This is a genomic window from Vibrio sp. OPT24, from assembly GCF_015163545.1.
GTDB classification, from domain to species: domain Bacteria; phylum Pseudomonadota; class Gammaproteobacteria; order Enterobacterales; family Vibrionaceae; genus Vibrio; species Vibrio cyclitrophicus.
The window spans coordinates 201,760-218,728 of sequence record NZ_JADDYI010000044.1 but is presented as its reverse complement, the minus strand read 5'-3'; the positions used below and the strand labels follow the sequence as shown (position 1 = coordinate 218,728).

Genomic DNA, 16,969 nt, shown 5'->3' with positions numbered 1-16,969 from the left:
AGTTGTGATTATTACTGAACAAATGATTGATGATATCGCGCTTGGTGCGACGGTATTAGGTACTGGCGGCGGTGGTGACCCATACAGCGGTGCATTGATGGCGAAAGTAGCCATTGCAACGGCAAAGCACCCTGTACGCATAATTTCTTTAGAAGACGTGCAAGACGATTGGATGACAGTGCCCTCTTCAATGATTGGTGCACCAACCGTCGCAGTAGAAAAACTCAATTCGAAAGATCAAATGTTGATTGCTTTCGAAGCGATGGAAAAAGCGCTCGACACTGAAGTAGCGGCAACTTTTCCTATCGAAGTGGGCGGTTTTAATTCGCTGATTCCAATCCTTGTTGCAGCACAAAAGAACATCCCTGTAATTGACTGTGATGCAATGGGCCGTGCGTTCCCAGAAGCTCAGATGGTGACTTTCTTTCTTGATGGCCTCCCTTCTGCTCCGAACACATTGGCTGATGAGCGTGGTAATGTCGTCACACTTTACCCAATTGACGGTATTTGGTCTGAAAAGTTTGCGAGACCAATTACCGAACAGATGGGTGGCTCTGCAGCAATGTGCGATTACCCAATGAACGGTAAGAACCTAAAACGCAGCGCACTGCCTGCAACACTGACCCAAGCAATGAAGATTGGTGAAGCGATTAGATTGGCGAACGACAACAATCAGAGTGGCACACAGGCCGTACTAAACATTGTTGGTGGCCATACCATCATCAGTGGCAAGATTGTTGATATTCAACGTGAAACCGATGGTGGATTTGCAACAGGCGGTGTCGTGATTGAAAAGCTGGCTCAGTTTGAAGATACCGGCATCGATAACGTGTTTGTGCAGTTCCAAAACGAATTGCTTCTCGTGCACAAAGGCACAAGCCGCGCAGACATGAATCAAGATAATCTTTTGGCTTCGACACCGGATCTGATTTCGATCTTGGATCATGAAACCGGTAAACCAATCACGACCGAACAACTTCGTTACGGACAGCGCATCGACCTTATCGCCTATCCTTGCGACTCCAAATGGCGCACTGACAAAGGTATTGAAGTTGCGGGCCCGGGTTACTTTGGCTACACCGTCGAGTATCAAACCATTGAACAACTAAAGTCTGCATTGAAGAGGTAGTAACATGACAAACATTACGCTTGATTACTGCCGCCTTGGCATTGACGTTGGTGGCACTAATACCGATGGTGTGTTGCTCGACGCAGACCTAAATGTGATTGCTAAGGTGAAAACGGCAACCACACACGACATTTCAACCGGTATTGATAACGCGATAACTGCACTATTAAACCAAGCAAACATTGACGGTCAGCAAGTGAAACATGCGATGCTTGGGACGACTCAATGCACCAACGCAATTGTTGAACGAAAAGGTTTAGACAGAGTCGGCATGATTCGCTTAGCGCTTCCAAGTGGTGATAGCGTCCCGCCCCTTTGTGGTTGGAGCAAAGCGTGGCAAAACTTGCTTGGTGAACACTTCTATCAAGCGCACGGCGGCTATGAATACGACGGCCAGTTGATCGCTAACATTCAAGAGTCTGAGATCCGCGAGCTTTGTCAGAAAATGAAAGGCCATGTGGATTCCATTGCTATCTGCGGGGTGTTCTCTCCCGTCAACGGCGACCAAGAGCTTCGAGCAGCAGAGTGGATTCAGCAAGAACTTCCGGGCGTGAACCTATCGCTTTCCCATAAAGTAGGCAGCTTAGGGCTTCTAGAACGTGAGAACGCGACTATCCTCAACGCGGCTCTGCAAGGCACAGCAAAACGATTCGTTGACGGTTTTTGCAGTGCACTCATCAATCATGAAATCCACACCACGCCTTATTTCGGTCAGAACGATGGAACATTAATGTCGCAACAGTTCGCGTTGATGTACCCGATTCTCACCGTGGCTTGTGGCCCAACAAACTCGATTCGTGGTGCGAGCCATCTAACCAAACTTAAAGACGCGATTGTGGTCGATGTAGGCGGCACAACGTCGGATATTGGTGTGCTTACTCACGGCTACCCAAGAGAATCGAGCCTCGCGGTAGAAATTGGTGAAGTCAGAACCAACTTCCGTATGCCTGATATTTTGGCATTAGCGATTGGTGGTGGTACCAAGGTTCGCTTTGAACAACAGCGTATAGAGCTTGGCCCAGAAAGTGTTGGCCATACCTTAACGCAGGCCGCTCGTAGCTTTGGCGGTGATGAACTTACGCTAACCGATATTGCACTCAAAACAGGTCAAATGCAGTGGCAGGCAGAGCATCAATTGAGTGATGAGATTGGTATATCGAGCGAACAAGCCAGTCAGGTATACCAACAAATGGTCACGGATGTTGAAGAAGGAATCGATAAAATGAAGACGTCAGCTGCGAGCGTACCCGTGATCATGGTTGGCGGCGGCAGTGCCCTATTCCCAGATCATTTTGAAGGTGTAAGCCAAGTGGTTCGCCCAGAGCACTTTGAAGTAGCGAATGCCATTGGTGTTGCGCTGGGTGAAATATCTGGTCAGTTCGATAAGATCGTTCCGATTGAGCCCGCTTCTCGAGAGGAAACCTTAAAAGGCTTGGAAGAACAATCAAAGCAACTGGCGATTGAAGCTGGCGCTTGCAGCGATAATGTCGCGATCATTGAACGCAGCGAGATTCCATTAAGCTACCTACAAGGCAATATGGTTCACATCAAAATAAAAGCTGCAGGACATATCAAGACGGCTTAGAGCCGTTTTTAGAATGTCTAATTTAAAGTCTTATTCGACAATGGAAAAAGCAGGCTGTTTCTTTATATTCAAATAAAGAAATAGCCTGCTTTTTTACTTTTAGTCTCGGAGTTTCAGTTCAACAACCACTTTATAGTTGTAATCGTAGTTCAGCTAGCGAGTCTTTCGTCAATTGAATCAGAGACTCACTGCAATCTCGGTACTGCTTCAACGGATCATCGCTTGCTTCAATGCTCTGACATAAATTCAATAACGCAGATAAACCTAAACTACCCGCAGAACCTTTTAACTTATGAGCCAGAGATTTTACTTCTCGCCCATTGGCTGCTTCACTTGCTTGAACCAATTCATTCAACGTTTGCTGGCTACTCTCTTCAAATAACCCAACAATTTGTTTCATTTTCTCCAAACCAAGAATAGACAAGTCGCCTTCTATTACTTTTCGATCAATCAGTGTCACTGTCGTTTCTCCTACGCCTGACTTCTGAGCGCTCATTTCCGAGATTGAATCAACTATTACACCAGCCATATAAGGGGGCTCTTGATGTTCTTCGTTGGTTCGGCTCAATCTATCCGTTTTGTTGGGCCTATCAATTTTATTTAGCCTTGCAGCCTCTTTACATATAGCATCGTCTGGGCCTGGCTGCGGAAGCAACAAGGATTTACCATCAAGCTGAGTCACAATGAGTTGTGATAGTGCTTCTTTTTCTAACGGCTTAGGTAAAAACCCATCAAACCCCGATGATAAATAACCTTCGACTTCTTCATTGAATACGTGTGCAGACACAGCCACCATTGGTGGAACATGTTGAGTATTGGCATATAAAGTCTGGACTCGCTGGGTGTCATAACTGCTTTTTAACTGCTGAATCAATTCAACACCATCGCAGTCTGGTAAGTTAATATCCACCAGCGCAATATCAAACGCTTGTTCAGTAAAGAGGACTCGAGCTTCTTGACCTGTTGTAGCAATCACAACTTCATGGCCCAAGTTATGTAAGAAACCTTCGGCAACAATACAGTTCACTGGGTTATCTTCAATCAAAAGCACTTTCGCACGAATACAGGTTTCGACTACTGCCGTTTTCGTCTCTATTTTCTCGCCTATTTCAAGCGGAACAGAGAACCAGAATTGGCTACCTTCGCCTTCTTCTGAATGGACGCCAATGTCGCCGTTCATCGCCAGCATAATACTCTTACTAATGGCTAAGCCTAAACCGGTACCACCTGTTTTATTCCGACCACTATCCGTTTGGCTAAATGCATCAAACAAACATGTCTGTTCACTTGCATCAATACCAACACCCGTATCTGATACTTCGAACATCACCCGATTTTCATCTTCCACATCTAGGCTAATAAAGATATCGACCGAACCGCTTTCGGTAAATTTAATCGCATTGCCAACTAAGTTATTCAATATCTGGCTAATACGAGTCGCATCTCCGCGCCAATAGCGTTTCACGTCACTTTCAATATGGAAGTCAAAATTTAGCTTCTTCTCTGCAGCGCGCCCTTCCATCAACTGATATGTATCTTGAACCATCTGGTGAAGGTCAAAAGAAGCCACTCGGATTTCTAGGTGACCAGCTTCAATCTTCGAATAATCAAGAACGTCATTCAAAATCGCTAATAAGTTCTTACCACTGCGGTTGATGATATCGGCATAACCAGACTGTAGTGGATCTAACCCTGTGTCTTTAAGTAGCCTAGCCGTACCTAAAACCCCGTTCATTGGTGTTCTTATTTCGTGACTCATGGTCGCTAAGAAAGCGGATTTCGCGCGGCTCGCTTGTTCAGCAGCATTACGAGCTTTTGCGTGATTACCAACCTCGACATTCAGTTTTTCGTTGGTTTGTTGTAGTTGATAAGTACGTTCAGTGATCAACTCTTCAAGATGTTCCTTATGCTCTTCTAATTCGCGTTTTGCTTTCGCTTCGCCCACTGCCACCACTTGCAACGCTTGCGCTGTATTTCTCGCCGTAATAATGGCTTCCCCCATGTGAGCGAGTTCATCATTACCTTTGACTGAAATATCAATATTAAGTCGCCCCTGTGCGATCAACATTAACGCTGAAGAATACTCGGTCAGACGTTTCACCACTGATACATAAACGACACGCCACACGATAAAGGCAACAATAACAAGGCCGATAATCGAGATGACAGAGAGCGACCATTGAGCCAAGCTTAGCGTAGATGTCAGTTCATCTACCGCTTTCTTTGTACTCAAATTTGAGTCATCAATAAGTTGGTTGACGGTGGTATTCAATTGAGAAAACAACTGCAACGTATTTTGCATCAGAAACTCTGACTTCTTGGTGTTTTCATATTGCTCTAGCGATATATCAAACACGACTTGGCGTTTTCTTAACTCTTCAAGAAGCTGAGACATCTGTGCTGAACGGGTAGGATCTTCTACCGCTTTTACACGGCGAACCATAATTCTGAGATTAGATTCGAATTCAGTTTGGATTTGATGAATACGTTCAACATTGGTTACCGTCTGAGTTTCTTCAATTTGGTTGAGCATCTTAAATGCGAGGAGATGCAATTCGTGCAGACGTTCAGATAGGTCGAGATCAACTTCGACAAGCGCATCTAGCGCTTGATAGGCTTTATCAGTTTCTTGTGACTCTAGCAGGTCATAGATATGTGTGACATTAGCAACCGCGATAGTGGCAGTATTCAGAACTTGCGTTCGAGTGAGTTGCTCAAGCTCTTCGGCAAGCAAACGCATCTCTTCGACACGAGATGACAGCTCTTTAGTTAGCCATAACTTACGTTCAACAGAAACACCCAGCTCAGCCAGCGTATTGATAACACTTTGCACGTTGTTTTCGAGTTTATTCAGAAGCTCAGAGTCAAAGCTATCAACACCCAACTCTTTGATATGTTGGAGCAGCGCCTCAAGTTGATCGAATAAGACGGTTCCCGCTTCTTTTCTCTCGGCTTCATTTCGAGCATTCGAGAGGGTTTGCACTGACGAAATAATACGATTACTCAATTCAGAAACCTGACGAGCTTCAATCATCGCAGGTAATGCCGAATCGACGACGTTTCTCTCTGTTTTTGCTACAAAGCTAAACCCAGAAACACCAATCAATGCAGACAAAAGAACGAGCATCGCCATCACTAAAAATGAGGCCAGCAGCTTGCGTCCAATACTTGCTGAAGCTAACAACATAAAACCTAAACCTTAAAACGTTCTTCTTTACCCATGCAGAATACGCTATATTTTGCAGTGTTTCTTATCTAATACCAATAAAACGGCAATTCATGCTCTCTAAACCCTTTGCTTCAAAACTTCTTATCTCTTTGCTTGTGATAACGAGCGCTTCGACAAATGCGAGTGAATCTTTAAGTGATTCTGAAAAGCCCCTAAGTCAGGCTAGCGAACCTTTGAGCCCTATAAAACCGGCAACCGCTACATCACAGAAAGAGAAGATTTGTGCTATTTATCCTCACCTTAAGGATTCATATTGGTTATCGGTCAATTACGGCATGGTTTCCGAAGCAGAGAAGCAACAAGTAGAATTCAGAGTTTTGGAAGCAGGCGGTTACCCCAACGTTGCCAAACAAGCTTCTCAATTAGTGCTTTGCACAAAATGGGGAGCTGACGCCATTATTTTAGGCACGGTTTCACCTGACGCTTATCACGATAATCTTACCGACTGGGTAGGCTCAACGCCGGTTTTTGCTACGGTTAACGAATTAACAGTGAGTGAAGAACAACAAAAAGTGTTGAAAGGAACTGTGGGGGTTGATTGGTATCAAATGGGCTTTCAAGTCGGTGAATACTTAGCAAAACTACATCCTAAAGGCTCAGGCAAAACCCCTATTGCTCTATTACTTGGACCACAATCCAGTGGCGGCACCAAACCCGTAGCATTAGGTTTCTACGACGCGATTAAATCCAGTGATGTGACAATCGCGATCAGCTACTGGGCAGATAACGATAAAGAGCTACAAAGAAACCTTGTCCAACAAGTCATCGAACAACCTGATATCAAATACATTGTGGGCAGTGCGGTCGCAATTGAAGCAGCGATCAGTGAACTCCGAGCGGCAGGCAAAACCAAAGAAATTGGGTTAATTTCAAGTTATTTGAGTCACGGAATCTACCGAGGCTTATTGCGGAATAAGGTACTTTTTGCACCAACAGATAAAATGGTCGAGCAAGGTCGTTTATCCGTAAAACAAGCCGTCAGCTACTTGCGTGGGCAGCCTTATGAGGTGCACAGTGCACCAACAATTGAAGCGCTCACCCCTGCAACATTAAAAGATCAAATTATTGCCGACTCTTTGTCACCTTCTGAGTTTCGGCCGGTATTCAGTGTGAATCCATAGTGTTATATTGAGTTAAGTAGTCAATAACAATAAAAATACGAACAATAATTTAGGGAACATTCATGCAAAAAACAACGCGTACAATGCCAACGCACAAACATATTGCTTTAGTTGCTCATGACCATTTTAAGCCAGAGCTACTAAGATGGGTTAAGGAAAATAAAGAAAAGCTACAGAGCCATTTCCTATATGCGACAGGCACAACGGGTTCACTACTAAGCAAAGAAACAGGCTTGGCAATCAAGAGCATGATCAGCGGTCCAATGGGCGGAGACCAACAACTAGGCGCACTTATCTCTGAAGGAAAAATCGATATGCTGATTTTCTTTTGGGATCCATTGAATGCGGTACCTCATGACCCAGACGTAAAAGCGTTGCTTCGTATTGCAAGTGTTTGGAACATTCCTGTTGCCACTAACCGCGCAACTGCAAACTTCTTGTTTAATTCTTCTCTGTTGGATCAAGAAGTGATCATCGAGATTCCAGATTATGAAGCGTATCTAGCTGAGCGCACTTAACTGTATTCACTCTTGGATTGGATATAGATGCGGCAATACGCGAGAACTAAAAAGCCTGCTTTATCGCAGGCTTAATTATTTGTAACGCTTGGTAAAAGTAACTCTATGCTTCGGAACGAAGCTAGTTATCGCTCCACACCGCCATCTCATTACCACTCGGTTCTTTAAAATGGAAACGTCGTCCGCCAGGAAAGCTAAAAATCTCTCGGTTTATATGCCCACCAGCATCAATCACATCACGCTCGGTTTGCTCAAGATCTTGGCTATAAAAAACCATCAGCGCCGCGCCACTTTCAGCATCAGAAGCTAACTCTGCCAAATAGAACCCTCCCATCAAACCTTTACCTTCAAAAGCAGAATATTCAGGACCGTAATCTTCAAACTTCCAACCAAACACTTGGCTAAAAAATACCTTTGTTGCTGTGATGTCTCGTGCAGCAAATTCGATGTAGTTAATAGAACCATGTTCCATAGCGGATTCCTTGTGCTTTATGCCGTTGCCTTATTGATAATAAAGCGAGCCTTGGAGACCTAATCTTAGACCATCACATCAAGTCACATTACCTTTTTCGAACCACTGGATAATCAGAGCCATGAAGTTCTTGTACGAAGCCAGAACCATCACCGCTGTGCGTAATCCAAACTTTCTCTTTAGCTCGCGTCATTGCCACGTAAAACAGGCGACGCTCTTCAGCGTAAGGGAAAACATCGGACGATTCAGTCAATGCTCCATCAATGTGTAGCTGCTTCTTTTTAGCCGGGAACTGTCCTTCATCAACACAAAGGATAATCACGAAGTCGGCTTCTTTACCTTTACTCGCATGGCAGGTCATAAAATTGATATCAATCGAAGTGTAGATTTTTTTCCAATCTTCTAACAATTCAGGCTTGTGGTAATGATTACGACCAAGCAACAAGACAGATTTTTTGGTTTTACCTTTCGATTGTCGATTCAATTGATCGAGGATCTTCTCCACTTCTTTACTTGGCGCACTATAGACCGCCTTCTGCTTTTGTTGCTTAAAGCTGTTCAGCTCTTTCGGCAACTGAATCGGGTTTTCTTGTACAAAGCGATTGGCAACCGCACCTAACTGATTATTAAAGCGATAAGTTGTATCTAGATGATGAATAGTCGAGCTCTCAAAACGATCCTTAAAGCCCGTAGTTAGATCAACATCTGCACCTGCAAACTGGTAGATAGACTGCCAGTCATCACCAACTGCAAAGATAGAAGCTTGGTGTTGAGCCTTCGACTGATTACAAAGCGCTTCAACCAGAGCAAGACGATCAGGTGAGATATCTTGGTATTCATCGATCATGATGAACTTCCAAGGCGAGACAAACTTGCCCTTCTCCACGTATTGAGTCGCACGACTAATCATGGTCGAGAAGTCGATATGATTCTCTTCTTTTAGCGCTTTCTGCCATGCGATGACACACGGCCAGCACAATGAAAGTTCACTGTTTAAGCGCGTGTAATCCCGATGATCGATTAACTGTTGCTGGACTTCTTTCTTCGATAAGCCCGACGCGTTTAACTGCTCAAGTTGTTTTTCGAGCCAACCGATTAACTTAAGGTTCGATACATGACTACCAAGTTCATCATCTCCGGTCAAATACGCGATTGGCCATTTAGACAGGTGTTTTTGCCAACGCTTGAAGTTGGTCGGCGTCATCCAGTGCTTCTTCAACCAATCAATGCACCATGCTTGGCGTTGATTATTGTCTAGCGCGAGAGGAGAAATAACAACGCGTTCGGTTTCTACTTGATTCAGTATCTTCAAACCTAATTGATGGAAAGTGCTGACTTGAACTTTTTCAGCTGATAAGCCAATTTTGCTATCGAGACGCTGTTTCATTTCGTCAGCCGCTTCTCGACCAAATGCAAGCAATAGAATCTCTTCAGCTTGAGCCTGATGGCTTTGCAATAAATAAGCAACACGAGCCGTCAGAACGCTAGTTTTACCTGACCCTGCACCAGCAAGAATGAGGTTATGGTCGTCGTTCATCAAAACCGCGTATTGCTGAGACAAATTCAACGGTGATGACTCACATTGTGCAAACAGCACTTCCCAGTTCTTCCTTTCAGTTTCTAGCCACTGTTGATTTCGTTCAGCTTGTTTAATCTCGGTTTCTAACAACCATGGCTGCATACGAGCAAATCGGTTTGGCATACGCTGAGCCGCTTCTTCTAGCGTCATCGTCATATTTTCTAAACTTGAATTGACCATTTCAACCCAAGTATTGACCTTGGAATGCGGCAAGAAAGCAGGAAGTTGCTCCAAACGAGTTAATTCAGCTTCCCATTGAGGGACGTGTTCCGCGAGTTGTTCACATTGAGTGTCATGCCATTTTTGATAAGCGGCAACGGAGGCTCGAGCAAACTGACGACACTGCTCCCAAGGTAGCCCTTGCACTAACCAGCTGCGCTGTTTGCCATCTTGTTGGTTAGCAAAAAACTGCAACGATCCCCAAAACAAGCCGCGCTTTATCGCGATCTTGCCACTCCAAATAGTAAACGGGATACGTTCTTCACTACCCACTGAAGACAACAGTAGGCGTGGACCATCAAGTTCGACCTGATGATACTCATTTTGAATAAAAAACTGTGCAGTCTTGTTAGCGCTTAGCTGCATTGGAGCGTGCTCTTAATTGGGAATATTGAATTTATATCATGATGCAATCAGAATTAATAATATCTCATATCTTATCGACGCTTTCATGACCATCTAGGGACAATTATGGATAAGTATCAAATTCTTGTGCTTGATTTCTGTTAGGATTATGGTTTTAGTGTGTCAAGTGAGCGACTGTGGACTTTTCTGCCAAATTACGCCTCTATTGGGCGAATAAAACCATAAATTACAGCGTATTAATTCTCATCACCCTACTCGGTGTTGTGGTGCCTGCTTGGTATTATGGACAAAACACACTCATCACCCCACTTATTTTAGGCGTCATTGCTGCTGCTCTAGCGGAAAGTGATGACAGCTTTACTGGTCGATTGAAAGCACTCACATTGACCTTTATCTGTTTCGCTGTTGCAGCCTTCTCTATTGAGATTCTTTTCGATACACCTTGGCTGTTCGCGATAGGGCTTTTCGTTTCAACCTTCTCTTTCATCATACTCGGAGCGATTGGCCCTAAATACGCCAGTATCGCGTTTGGCTCGCTGTTGGTCGCTATCTACACCATGCTTGGCGCTCACGAAAGTACCAACCTATGGTTTCAGCCTTTGCTGCTATTAACAGGGGCAGCTTGGTACTACTTCATGTCAATGATTTGGCAAATTGTATGGCCAATGCAACCCGTGCAACAGAACCTTGCTACCGTATTTGATCAAATTGGCACCTATATGGGATCAAAGGCGGAGCTATTCTATCCTGTGTCTGACCTTATCCCACAGCCACACCGTATAATTGAAGCTAAGTTGAATGCCAGCACCGTTAATGCACTAAACATGTGCAAAGCAACGTTGCTTAACCGTTCCAAGCGAGGGCACATTGATGGCCCAAGTGACCGGTTCCTAAACACCTATTTCATCGCGCAAGATATTCATGAACGTGTCAGTTCAAGCCACTATCGCTATCAAGAGCTAGCTAAACATTTCGAACGTTCTGATGTTCTGTTTCGCTTCAAATACCTGCTCGAAGCTCAAGCTGCGGCCTGTAAAGAAGTTGCGGCGTCATTAAAAGTTGGTGCTGAATATCAACATGGCGACAAATCTGTACTGGCACTTGATGAATTGATGTCTTCACTGAATCATTTACAGCAACAGAACAAGCCAGAATGGAAGCCACTGTTAAACCAATTGAATTATCTATTCAACAACCTAGCTACCGTTGAAAAACAGCTATCGAATATCAGTAATCCAGATGCCGAAAAACTAGAAGAAGGTGTGTTAGACGATACGAACCCACATACTTTGACAGCAATGTGGCAAAAGATCAGAGCCAATCTGCATACCGACTCCATGCTATTTCGCCACGCAATCCGCATGGCTATTACGCTCACACTCGGTTACGGAATCATCCAAGGTTTTAATATTGAACGTGGTTATTGGATTCTACTCACGACGCTGTTCGTTTGTCAGCCAAACTACAGCGCAACTCGACAAAAACTGACCGCCCGTGTCATTGGCACGGTAGCAGGTTTACTCATTGGGGTTCCGTTACTGACTTTCTTCCCTTCCCAAGAGAGCCAATTGGTTTTCATTGTCATTAGTGGCGTGATGTTCTTTGCATTCCGCATTAATAACTATGGCTTCGCAACGGGCTTCATTACCTTATTGGTATTATTCTGTTTTAATCAACTTGGAGAAGGCTTCGCCGTTGTACTTCCAAGATTAGCTGACACCTTTATAGGTTGTGCTCTCGCCGTACTCGCTGTGATCTACGTATTACCAGACTGGCAATCAAAGCGATTACATAAAGTCATGGCAGACGCCCTCGCTTCAAATAAAAACTACCTGGCTCAAATCATTGGTCAGTACCGTGTAGGTAAAAAAGACACGCTAAATTACCGTATTGCACGTCGCAGCGCACACAATAACGATGCGAACCTAACAGTGGCCATCAGCAGCATGTTGGTTGAGCCCGGCAAATATCGCACCTCAGAAGATGAGAGCTTTCGATTCCTTACGCTCAATCATGCTTTACTAAGCTATATTTCAGCACTCGGTGCCCATCGGACTCGTATCGATGACGAAGCCACACACAAACTGGTATTGGACGCACACCGTGTCATACATGAGCATCTCAACGCTCTCAATGATCAGCTCTATTCTCATCAAGAACAGTGTGAAGTGAAAAATTCTTACGACCCTGAGCTTGATCAGCGTTTAAGTGAATGGCGAGAAGAAGATGAAAGCTCTGTCAGAATGGTCTTACAACAGCTTCATTTGATTTATCGAATGCTTCCAGAACTCCATACCTTAGCGACCAAATTTGCGGTAAAAGTTAAGATTGATAAGTCGCTCGACACAGGCGCGTCTTGAGAAATAAACAAAATACTGTAAAAACAAAAAGATAGCCAAGATCGAGCAATTATTAACCACCCTTTTATTTGTACATTGTTCTATCAATAGCAAAAACTCACTCTACCCATACCGATAAGGAGGCAAGACAAACTATTACGCGACCTTATGCAATAAGGGCTGGGGAGATTTTTACATTGTGGGAATTTTCTGACATTGATTGACCAAGCCATAACTTTGCCTAACATTTCTCGGACAAAAAATAACCAAAGCAATTTATAGTCGTCTTAGTTTTGGGAACTATCAAACTTCATTTAATATTCACTTAATCTTGTTTGATTTTCCGAATCAGTAGGCTATGCTCTATAGAGCATATGGATTTGAACAAAGGTCACACTATGAATACACAACAATTTGAAGCGTTTAAGGAGCAAATACAGCTTCTCAATCCTCAACAACTTAAAGCGCTTCAAGGCGAGATCGACGGAAGTCTTGAGCTGGATAAGCCATCTCTTCTGACTGATGAAGAGCTAAACGCGATAAATGACCTGTTCAATTAGTAGACACCCGTCACTATTTTAGCTCAAGTTCATCGTTTCATAGTAAGTTTTATCAAATCATCATTGCGCTCAATATATCGTCCACCTAGACTTAGTCCGTATGTCAATTAAAGGTTCTGCTATGTCGATATCGGGAATTCAATCTGGTTATGCCATCATTCAGCAGTCAACCAATATGGCTGAAGAAGCAGCGCTCGAACTCAACCAAGCCTCTCAACACACATCCAACCCCGACGACCAAATCCAAGGTAGCGACTTGAGCTTTAATCAAGTAGAACCTGACCAATCCATTTCTTTTAAAGAGAAAGAAGCTGATCCCATTACCTCGTCAAACGATGCAATCTTAAAACTGACACAAAGTGCAAATTACAACCGTGTGGGAGCCAGCGTGATTGACCGTCAAAATGAAGCCATCGGTAGTCTTCTCGACATCCATATTTAGAATAACGTCTCAAAGGCCATTTTTTGAGCCATCATTAGCTCCTTTTTGTCATCACAACCACACAAACTGTAACTCATTATATCAGATGCTTGTTTCTGGCTTATTACTCGGTAGAATCAGCGCAAATCAATTTTGCTGCGCAAACTTTACTTCATACTATTTATGCCAAAACTAAATCTGCATCGCCGTGACTATGTTTCTATTTTAGGGGGCGACATCTCCGCAGACGAATTAGAAAAAAAGCTTCAACCTCATTTTGAAAAGCCAGTGAATAAACTGACTCCGAGCCCGTACCTGACAGAAAAGAATCTAACGCGCCGTTGGGCTGCTCTCAATAATTCAGAATCACAACAAGAGCTACTCGACCCGCATACGCAAAGTCAATTCCAAGCCTACGAAAAAAACATCGAGCACTTTATTGGAACAGTGAAAATCCCTGTTGGTATATCTGGTCCACTAAGAGTCAATGGCTTATTCGCTGAGGGTGACTACCTGGTACCGCTAGCAACAACTGAAGCTGCACTTGTTGCATCTTATAACCGTGGCTCAAAGCTGATTACCGCTTGTGGTGGCGCAAGTGCAATGTTGTTAAACGAAGGCGTCACTCGTACCCCAGGCTTTGCATTCCAAGGGTTAGTTGAAGCCGGGCAGTTTGTGGCTTGGGCCGTGACACAATATGACCAATTTAAAACCTTGGCGGAATCGACAACCTCACACGGCAAACTTACCGACATCAATATCAACATCGAGGGTAACCATGTTTACTTGGTGTTTGAATTTCTAACTGGAGATGCCTCTGGTCAAAATATGGTGACTATCGCGACCAATGCCGTATTTGAGTACATCATAGAAAATACGCCAGTTAAGCCTGATCATGCCTTTCTCGATGGCAATTTATCAGGCGACAAGAAAGCCAATACACAAACCTTACGAAGTGTTCGTGGCAAAAAAGTCACCGCTGAGGTGAATATATCCCCAGAATTGGTTGCTAAGTACCTACATACCACGCCACAGAAGATGGTTCAGTTTGGCCAGATGACCACTGTCGGCGGTGCTTTGAGCGGCACTATCGGCATTAATGCCCATTATGCCAATGCACTAGCTGCTCTCTACATTGCTTGTGGCCAAGACGCAGCGTGTGTTGCTGAATCAGCAATAGGCATGACTCGTATGGAAATCAACAAAGAAGGCGGTTTGTACGCGAGCGTAACACTGCCTAATTTAATGTTAGGAACAGTGGGCGGCGGTACTGGCCTGCCAAGTCAAAAGGCGTGTCTCGATTTACTTGGTCTTCACGGCAATGGTAAATCACAAGCCCTCGCTGAGGTATGTGCTGCACTGTGTCTGGCGGGTGAGCTATCGATTGTCGGTGCGTTTTGCGCTGGCCACTTTTCACGAGCTCACCATAAATTAGCTCGTTAATAACCTTTATCTAATTTGGCTTGTGTAATTGTGTGGATTAAGCAAAATCACAAGCCATTCTTAATGCGTGAGTCACAAATGGATTATTTACACTTATCTAGAGTGAGCCTTAAGCACCTCACTGCGCTTCATATTATGCTAAATACCCACAGCGTCACGCAAACCTCAGAGCAACTCTGTGTAAGCCCTTCGAGTGTAAGCAAAACCTTATCTCAACTACGCGACATTCTAAATGACGAACTGTTTTACCGAGATGGCACCAAGCTGATCCCGACACCATTTGCATTGCAGATAGCTCCGACTGTTCACGCGATCCTTTCAAGTATGAATGGATTGCTTCATCAAAAAAGTTTTTCACCTCAAAAATACCAAGGTAGCTTTTCGCTGTCGATGCGTGAAAGTACCTTTGAAGTTTTCGCTTCTAAAATCAGCAAAATCACCACCGAACTCGCCCCCAAAGCTAAGCTCAATATCTACTCCAAGCAACAACTCGGCTTCGATGCTCTGCTTAGTGGCAAGGTAAACTTGATCTTGTTACCTCATGATATTTCCCAGCCCCCAACAGATAACAAAGAACTGGTTTGGGAAACGATTCTTCCAGACGAAATGGTATGTTTAATGGGCGCACACCACCCTCTCGCTCAGCGGGACCTGACCGTTGAAGGTTATTTAGATTATAAGCATATTGGGATCTTAGATAATGAACTCTCCAAGCCTTACTTTGAGCAAAACCTGGTTCAATGTCATAAACCACGAGAGATGGCGATATCGGTAGCAGATTTTGGTGCTGCGGCTGTGCTGTGCCATCACACACCTTTCTTGTTCACTTGTTCTAAGCAGTGGGCTGAACAAGCTAAACAAGCTCAAGGTTTAGTGAGCAAACCCTTGCCTTTTGATTACGGTAAGGTCGCGTATAGCTTGGTATGGAACAAACCCAACATGAATGACCAAGCGATCAAATGGTTGTGTGACTTGTTCTTAGAAGCCTAGGTATTAACTGGAAGCAACTCTAACAAGCTAATTCCTTTTGTGAAAGCAGGCTTCAAAAGAATTAGGTATATACCCCAGGGGTTTGTATCGGCCTTTGAACTATGGTGTAGAGCTTATCGTGAAAGCTCTGCATCTGTTGTTCGGTGCATGTCGGCCAATCTAACGCTTCGCCAATCACGCCATGATGTTGAAACGCATTCAGTCGAATTCCAACATCACTAGGCAGCACCTTCAAGTAACATCCCACCTGTTCAATTTCATCTTCGAGATCGCTTTTATTTGGGATATGCAACAACCTAACTTCATGCAGTTTGCCTTTCTCAGCAAGGTAGTTAATGGCTTTGAAGACTCGATGGTTGCCTCTTCCGACAAGCCATTGATGCGTTTCCGATTGCCATGATTTTAAGTCAATCATCGCACCATCAAGGTATGGTAATACTCTTTCCCAACCTTGTATTGGTAACGAACCATTACTATCAATAAAGCACGTAAGGTGTGCTAATTGCTGATCACTTTTAATTGCTTGGAACAGCTCGATAATAAACGGCAGTTGCATCGTCGCCTCACCGCCAGAGACAGTGATACCGCTCAGAAAGAATGCGTTATGTTTAACGAGAGTAAGAATCTCAGAGACCGTCATGGTGGTAATTTTCGGACTCGACTTATGAGCGCAGCTATCGATGCACTGATCGCAATTTGTACAGGCTGCCGGGTCCCACACAACTTTACCTTTAGTCAAAAATAGTGCGCCACTTGGGCAGCCACTAACGCAGCCTCCACAATGGTTGCAATGATTGATGGTGTGTGGATTATGACAAGTAATGCAATCAAAATTACAACCTTGCAGAAACAGCACCAAGCGATTTCCCGGTCCGTCAACACAAGAAAAGGTCAGCACACGGCTGACCTTCGCTTGTTTTTCTGTCTTATTATTTTTAACCCTAGCCATTTGAGTCATTAGATCAGAAACTTTTATTATTCATAGTATTAGTACGATA

13 protein-coding genes are annotated in these 16,969 nt (G+C 44.1%); 9 read left to right on the top strand and 4 right to left on the bottom strand.

Features of this window, described 5'->3' with window-relative positions; translation table 11 throughout:
* Positions 1-4: 4 nt before the first annotated feature.
* Both IQO02_RS09530 and IQO02_RS09525 read left to right on the top strand, forming a co-directional pair.
* Positions 5-1,129, top strand: coding sequence for a DUF917 domain-containing protein (locus IQO02_RS09530; protein WP_016785124.1), 1,125 nt, complete (start codon positions 5-7; stop codon positions 1,127-1,129).
* A 4-nt stretch (positions 1,130-1,133) separates the two neighbouring features.
* Positions 1,134-2,714, top strand: coding sequence for a hydantoinase/oxoprolinase N-terminal domain-containing protein (locus IQO02_RS09525; RefSeq protein ID WP_016769182.1), 1,581 nt, complete (start codon positions 1,134-1,136; stop codon positions 2,712-2,714).
* Between the two features lie 130 nt (positions 2,715-2,844).
* Here IQO02_RS09525 and torS read toward each other — a convergent pair whose 3' ends face one another.
* Positions 2,845-5,901 (bottom strand): TMAO reductase system sensor histidine kinase/response regulator TorS, encoded by a 3,057-nt coding sequence (gene torS, locus IQO02_RS09520; RefSeq protein ID WP_010428956.1) that lies wholly within the window; start codon positions 5,899-5,901, stop codon positions 2,845-2,847.
* Between the two features lie 92 nt (positions 5,902-5,993).
* On the opposite strand from torS, the gene torT reads away from it, so the two are divergent.
* On the top strand, positions 5,994-7,064 hold the full coding sequence (gene torT / locus IQO02_RS09515; protein WP_010428952.1) for a TMAO reductase system periplasmic protein TorT: 1,071 nt from the start codon (positions 5,994-5,996) through the stop codon (positions 7,062-7,064).
* 62 nt (positions 7,065-7,126) lie between these two features.
* Positions 7,127-7,582 (top strand): methylglyoxal synthase, encoded by a 456-nt coding sequence (locus IQO02_RS09510; RefSeq protein ID WP_010428948.1) that lies wholly within the window; start codon positions 7,127-7,129, stop codon positions 7,580-7,582.
* 121 nt (positions 7,583-7,703) lie between these two features.
* Here the strand turns inward: IQO02_RS09510 and IQO02_RS09505 are convergent, their stop codons facing one another.
* Positions 7,704-8,054 carry a VOC family protein gene (locus tag IQO02_RS09505; protein WP_010428944.1) on the bottom strand — a complete coding sequence of 117 codons (351 nt, stop codon included), beginning with the start codon at positions 8,052-8,054 and terminating at the stop codon, positions 7,704-7,706.
* 88 nt (positions 8,055-8,142) lie between these two features.
* The gene (gene helD / locus IQO02_RS09500) at positions 8,143-10,218 is read right to left on the bottom strand and encodes a DNA helicase IV (RefSeq protein ID WP_016795846.1); all 2,076 of its coding nucleotides are present in this window, start codon (positions 10,216-10,218) and stop codon (positions 8,143-8,145) included.
* Positions 10,219-10,394: 176 nt separating this feature from the next.
* Here helD and yccS point away from each other — a divergent pair, with 176 nt between their 5' ends.
* From yccS to IQO02_RS09475, 5 genes are all read left to right on the top strand, one after another.
* Positions 10,395-12,578 carry a YccS family putative transporter gene (gene yccS, locus IQO02_RS09495; protein WP_010428937.1) on the top strand — a complete coding sequence of 728 codons (2,184 nt, stop codon included), beginning with the start codon at positions 10,395-10,397 and terminating at the stop codon, positions 12,576-12,578.
* Between the two features lie 353 nt (positions 12,579-12,931).
* Positions 12,932-13,117: a hypothetical protein gene (locus IQO02_RS09490; protein ID WP_016795847.1), complete on the top strand. Its 186-nt coding sequence runs from the start codon at positions 12,932-12,934 to the stop codon at positions 13,115-13,117.
* 121 nt (positions 13,118-13,238) lie between these two features.
* Positions 13,239-13,559 (top strand): hypothetical protein, encoded by a 321-nt coding sequence (locus tag IQO02_RS09485; RefSeq protein ID WP_010428933.1) that lies wholly within the window; start codon positions 13,239-13,241, stop codon positions 13,557-13,559.
* Between the two features lie 162 nt (positions 13,560-13,721).
* A complete protein-coding gene (locus IQO02_RS09480; RefSeq protein WP_016769179.1) occupies positions 13,722-14,981 on the top strand; it encodes a hydroxymethylglutaryl-CoA reductase in 1,260 nt (419 codons plus the stop codon).
* Between the two features lie 78 nt (positions 14,982-15,059).
* The gene (locus IQO02_RS09475; RefSeq protein WP_016788176.1) at positions 15,060-15,971 is read left to right on the top strand and encodes a LysR family transcriptional regulator; all 912 of its coding nucleotides are present in this window, start codon (positions 15,060-15,062) and stop codon (positions 15,969-15,971) included.
* 61 nt (positions 15,972-16,032) lie between these two features.
* On the opposite strand, the gene IQO02_RS09470 is transcribed toward IQO02_RS09475, so the two are convergent.
* Positions 16,033-16,929, bottom strand: coding sequence for a YjjW family glycine radical enzyme activase (locus IQO02_RS09470; protein ID WP_016794490.1), 897 nt, complete (start codon positions 16,927-16,929; stop codon positions 16,033-16,035).
* Between the last annotated feature and the right edge of the window lie 40 nt (positions 16,930-16,969).

Bases quoted from the DNA above. Each gene is read 5' to 3' on its own strand.
- IQO02_RS09525 (WP_016769182.1), top strand. From the start codon at position 1,134: ATGACAAACATTACGCTTGATTACTGCCGCCTTGGCATTGACGTTGGT.
- torS (WP_010428956.1), bottom strand. From the start codon at position 5,901: ATGTTGTTAGCTTCAGCAAGTATTGGACGCAAGCTGCTGGCCTCATTT.
- torT (WP_010428952.1), top strand. From the start codon at position 5,994: ATGCTCTCTAAACCCTTTGCTTCAAAACTTCTTATCTCTTTGCTTGTG.
- IQO02_RS09510 (WP_010428948.1), top strand. From the start codon at position 7,127: ATGCAAAAAACAACGCGTACAATGCCAACGCACAAACATATTGCTTTA.
- IQO02_RS09505 (WP_010428944.1), bottom strand. From the start codon at position 8,054: ATGGAACATGGTTCTATTAACTACATCGAATTTGCTGCACGAGACATC.
- helD (WP_016795846.1), bottom strand. From the start codon at position 10,218: ATGCAGCTAAGCGCTAACAAGACTGCACAGTTTTTTATTCAAAATGAG.
- IQO02_RS09490 (WP_016795847.1), top strand. From the start codon at position 12,932: ATGGATTTGAACAAAGGTCACACTATGAATACACAACAATTTGAAGCG.
- IQO02_RS09485 (WP_010428933.1), top strand. From the start codon at position 13,239: ATGTCGATATCGGGAATTCAATCTGGTTATGCCATCATTCAGCAGTCA.
- IQO02_RS09480 (WP_016769179.1), top strand. From the start codon at position 13,722: ATGCCAAAACTAAATCTGCATCGCCGTGACTATGTTTCTATTTTAGGG.
- IQO02_RS09475 (WP_016788176.1), top strand. From the start codon at position 15,060: ATGGATTATTTACACTTATCTAGAGTGAGCCTTAAGCACCTCACTGCG.
- IQO02_RS09470 (WP_016794490.1), bottom strand. From the start codon at position 16,929: ATGACTCAAATGGCTAGGGTTAAAAATAATAAGACAGAAAAACAAGCG.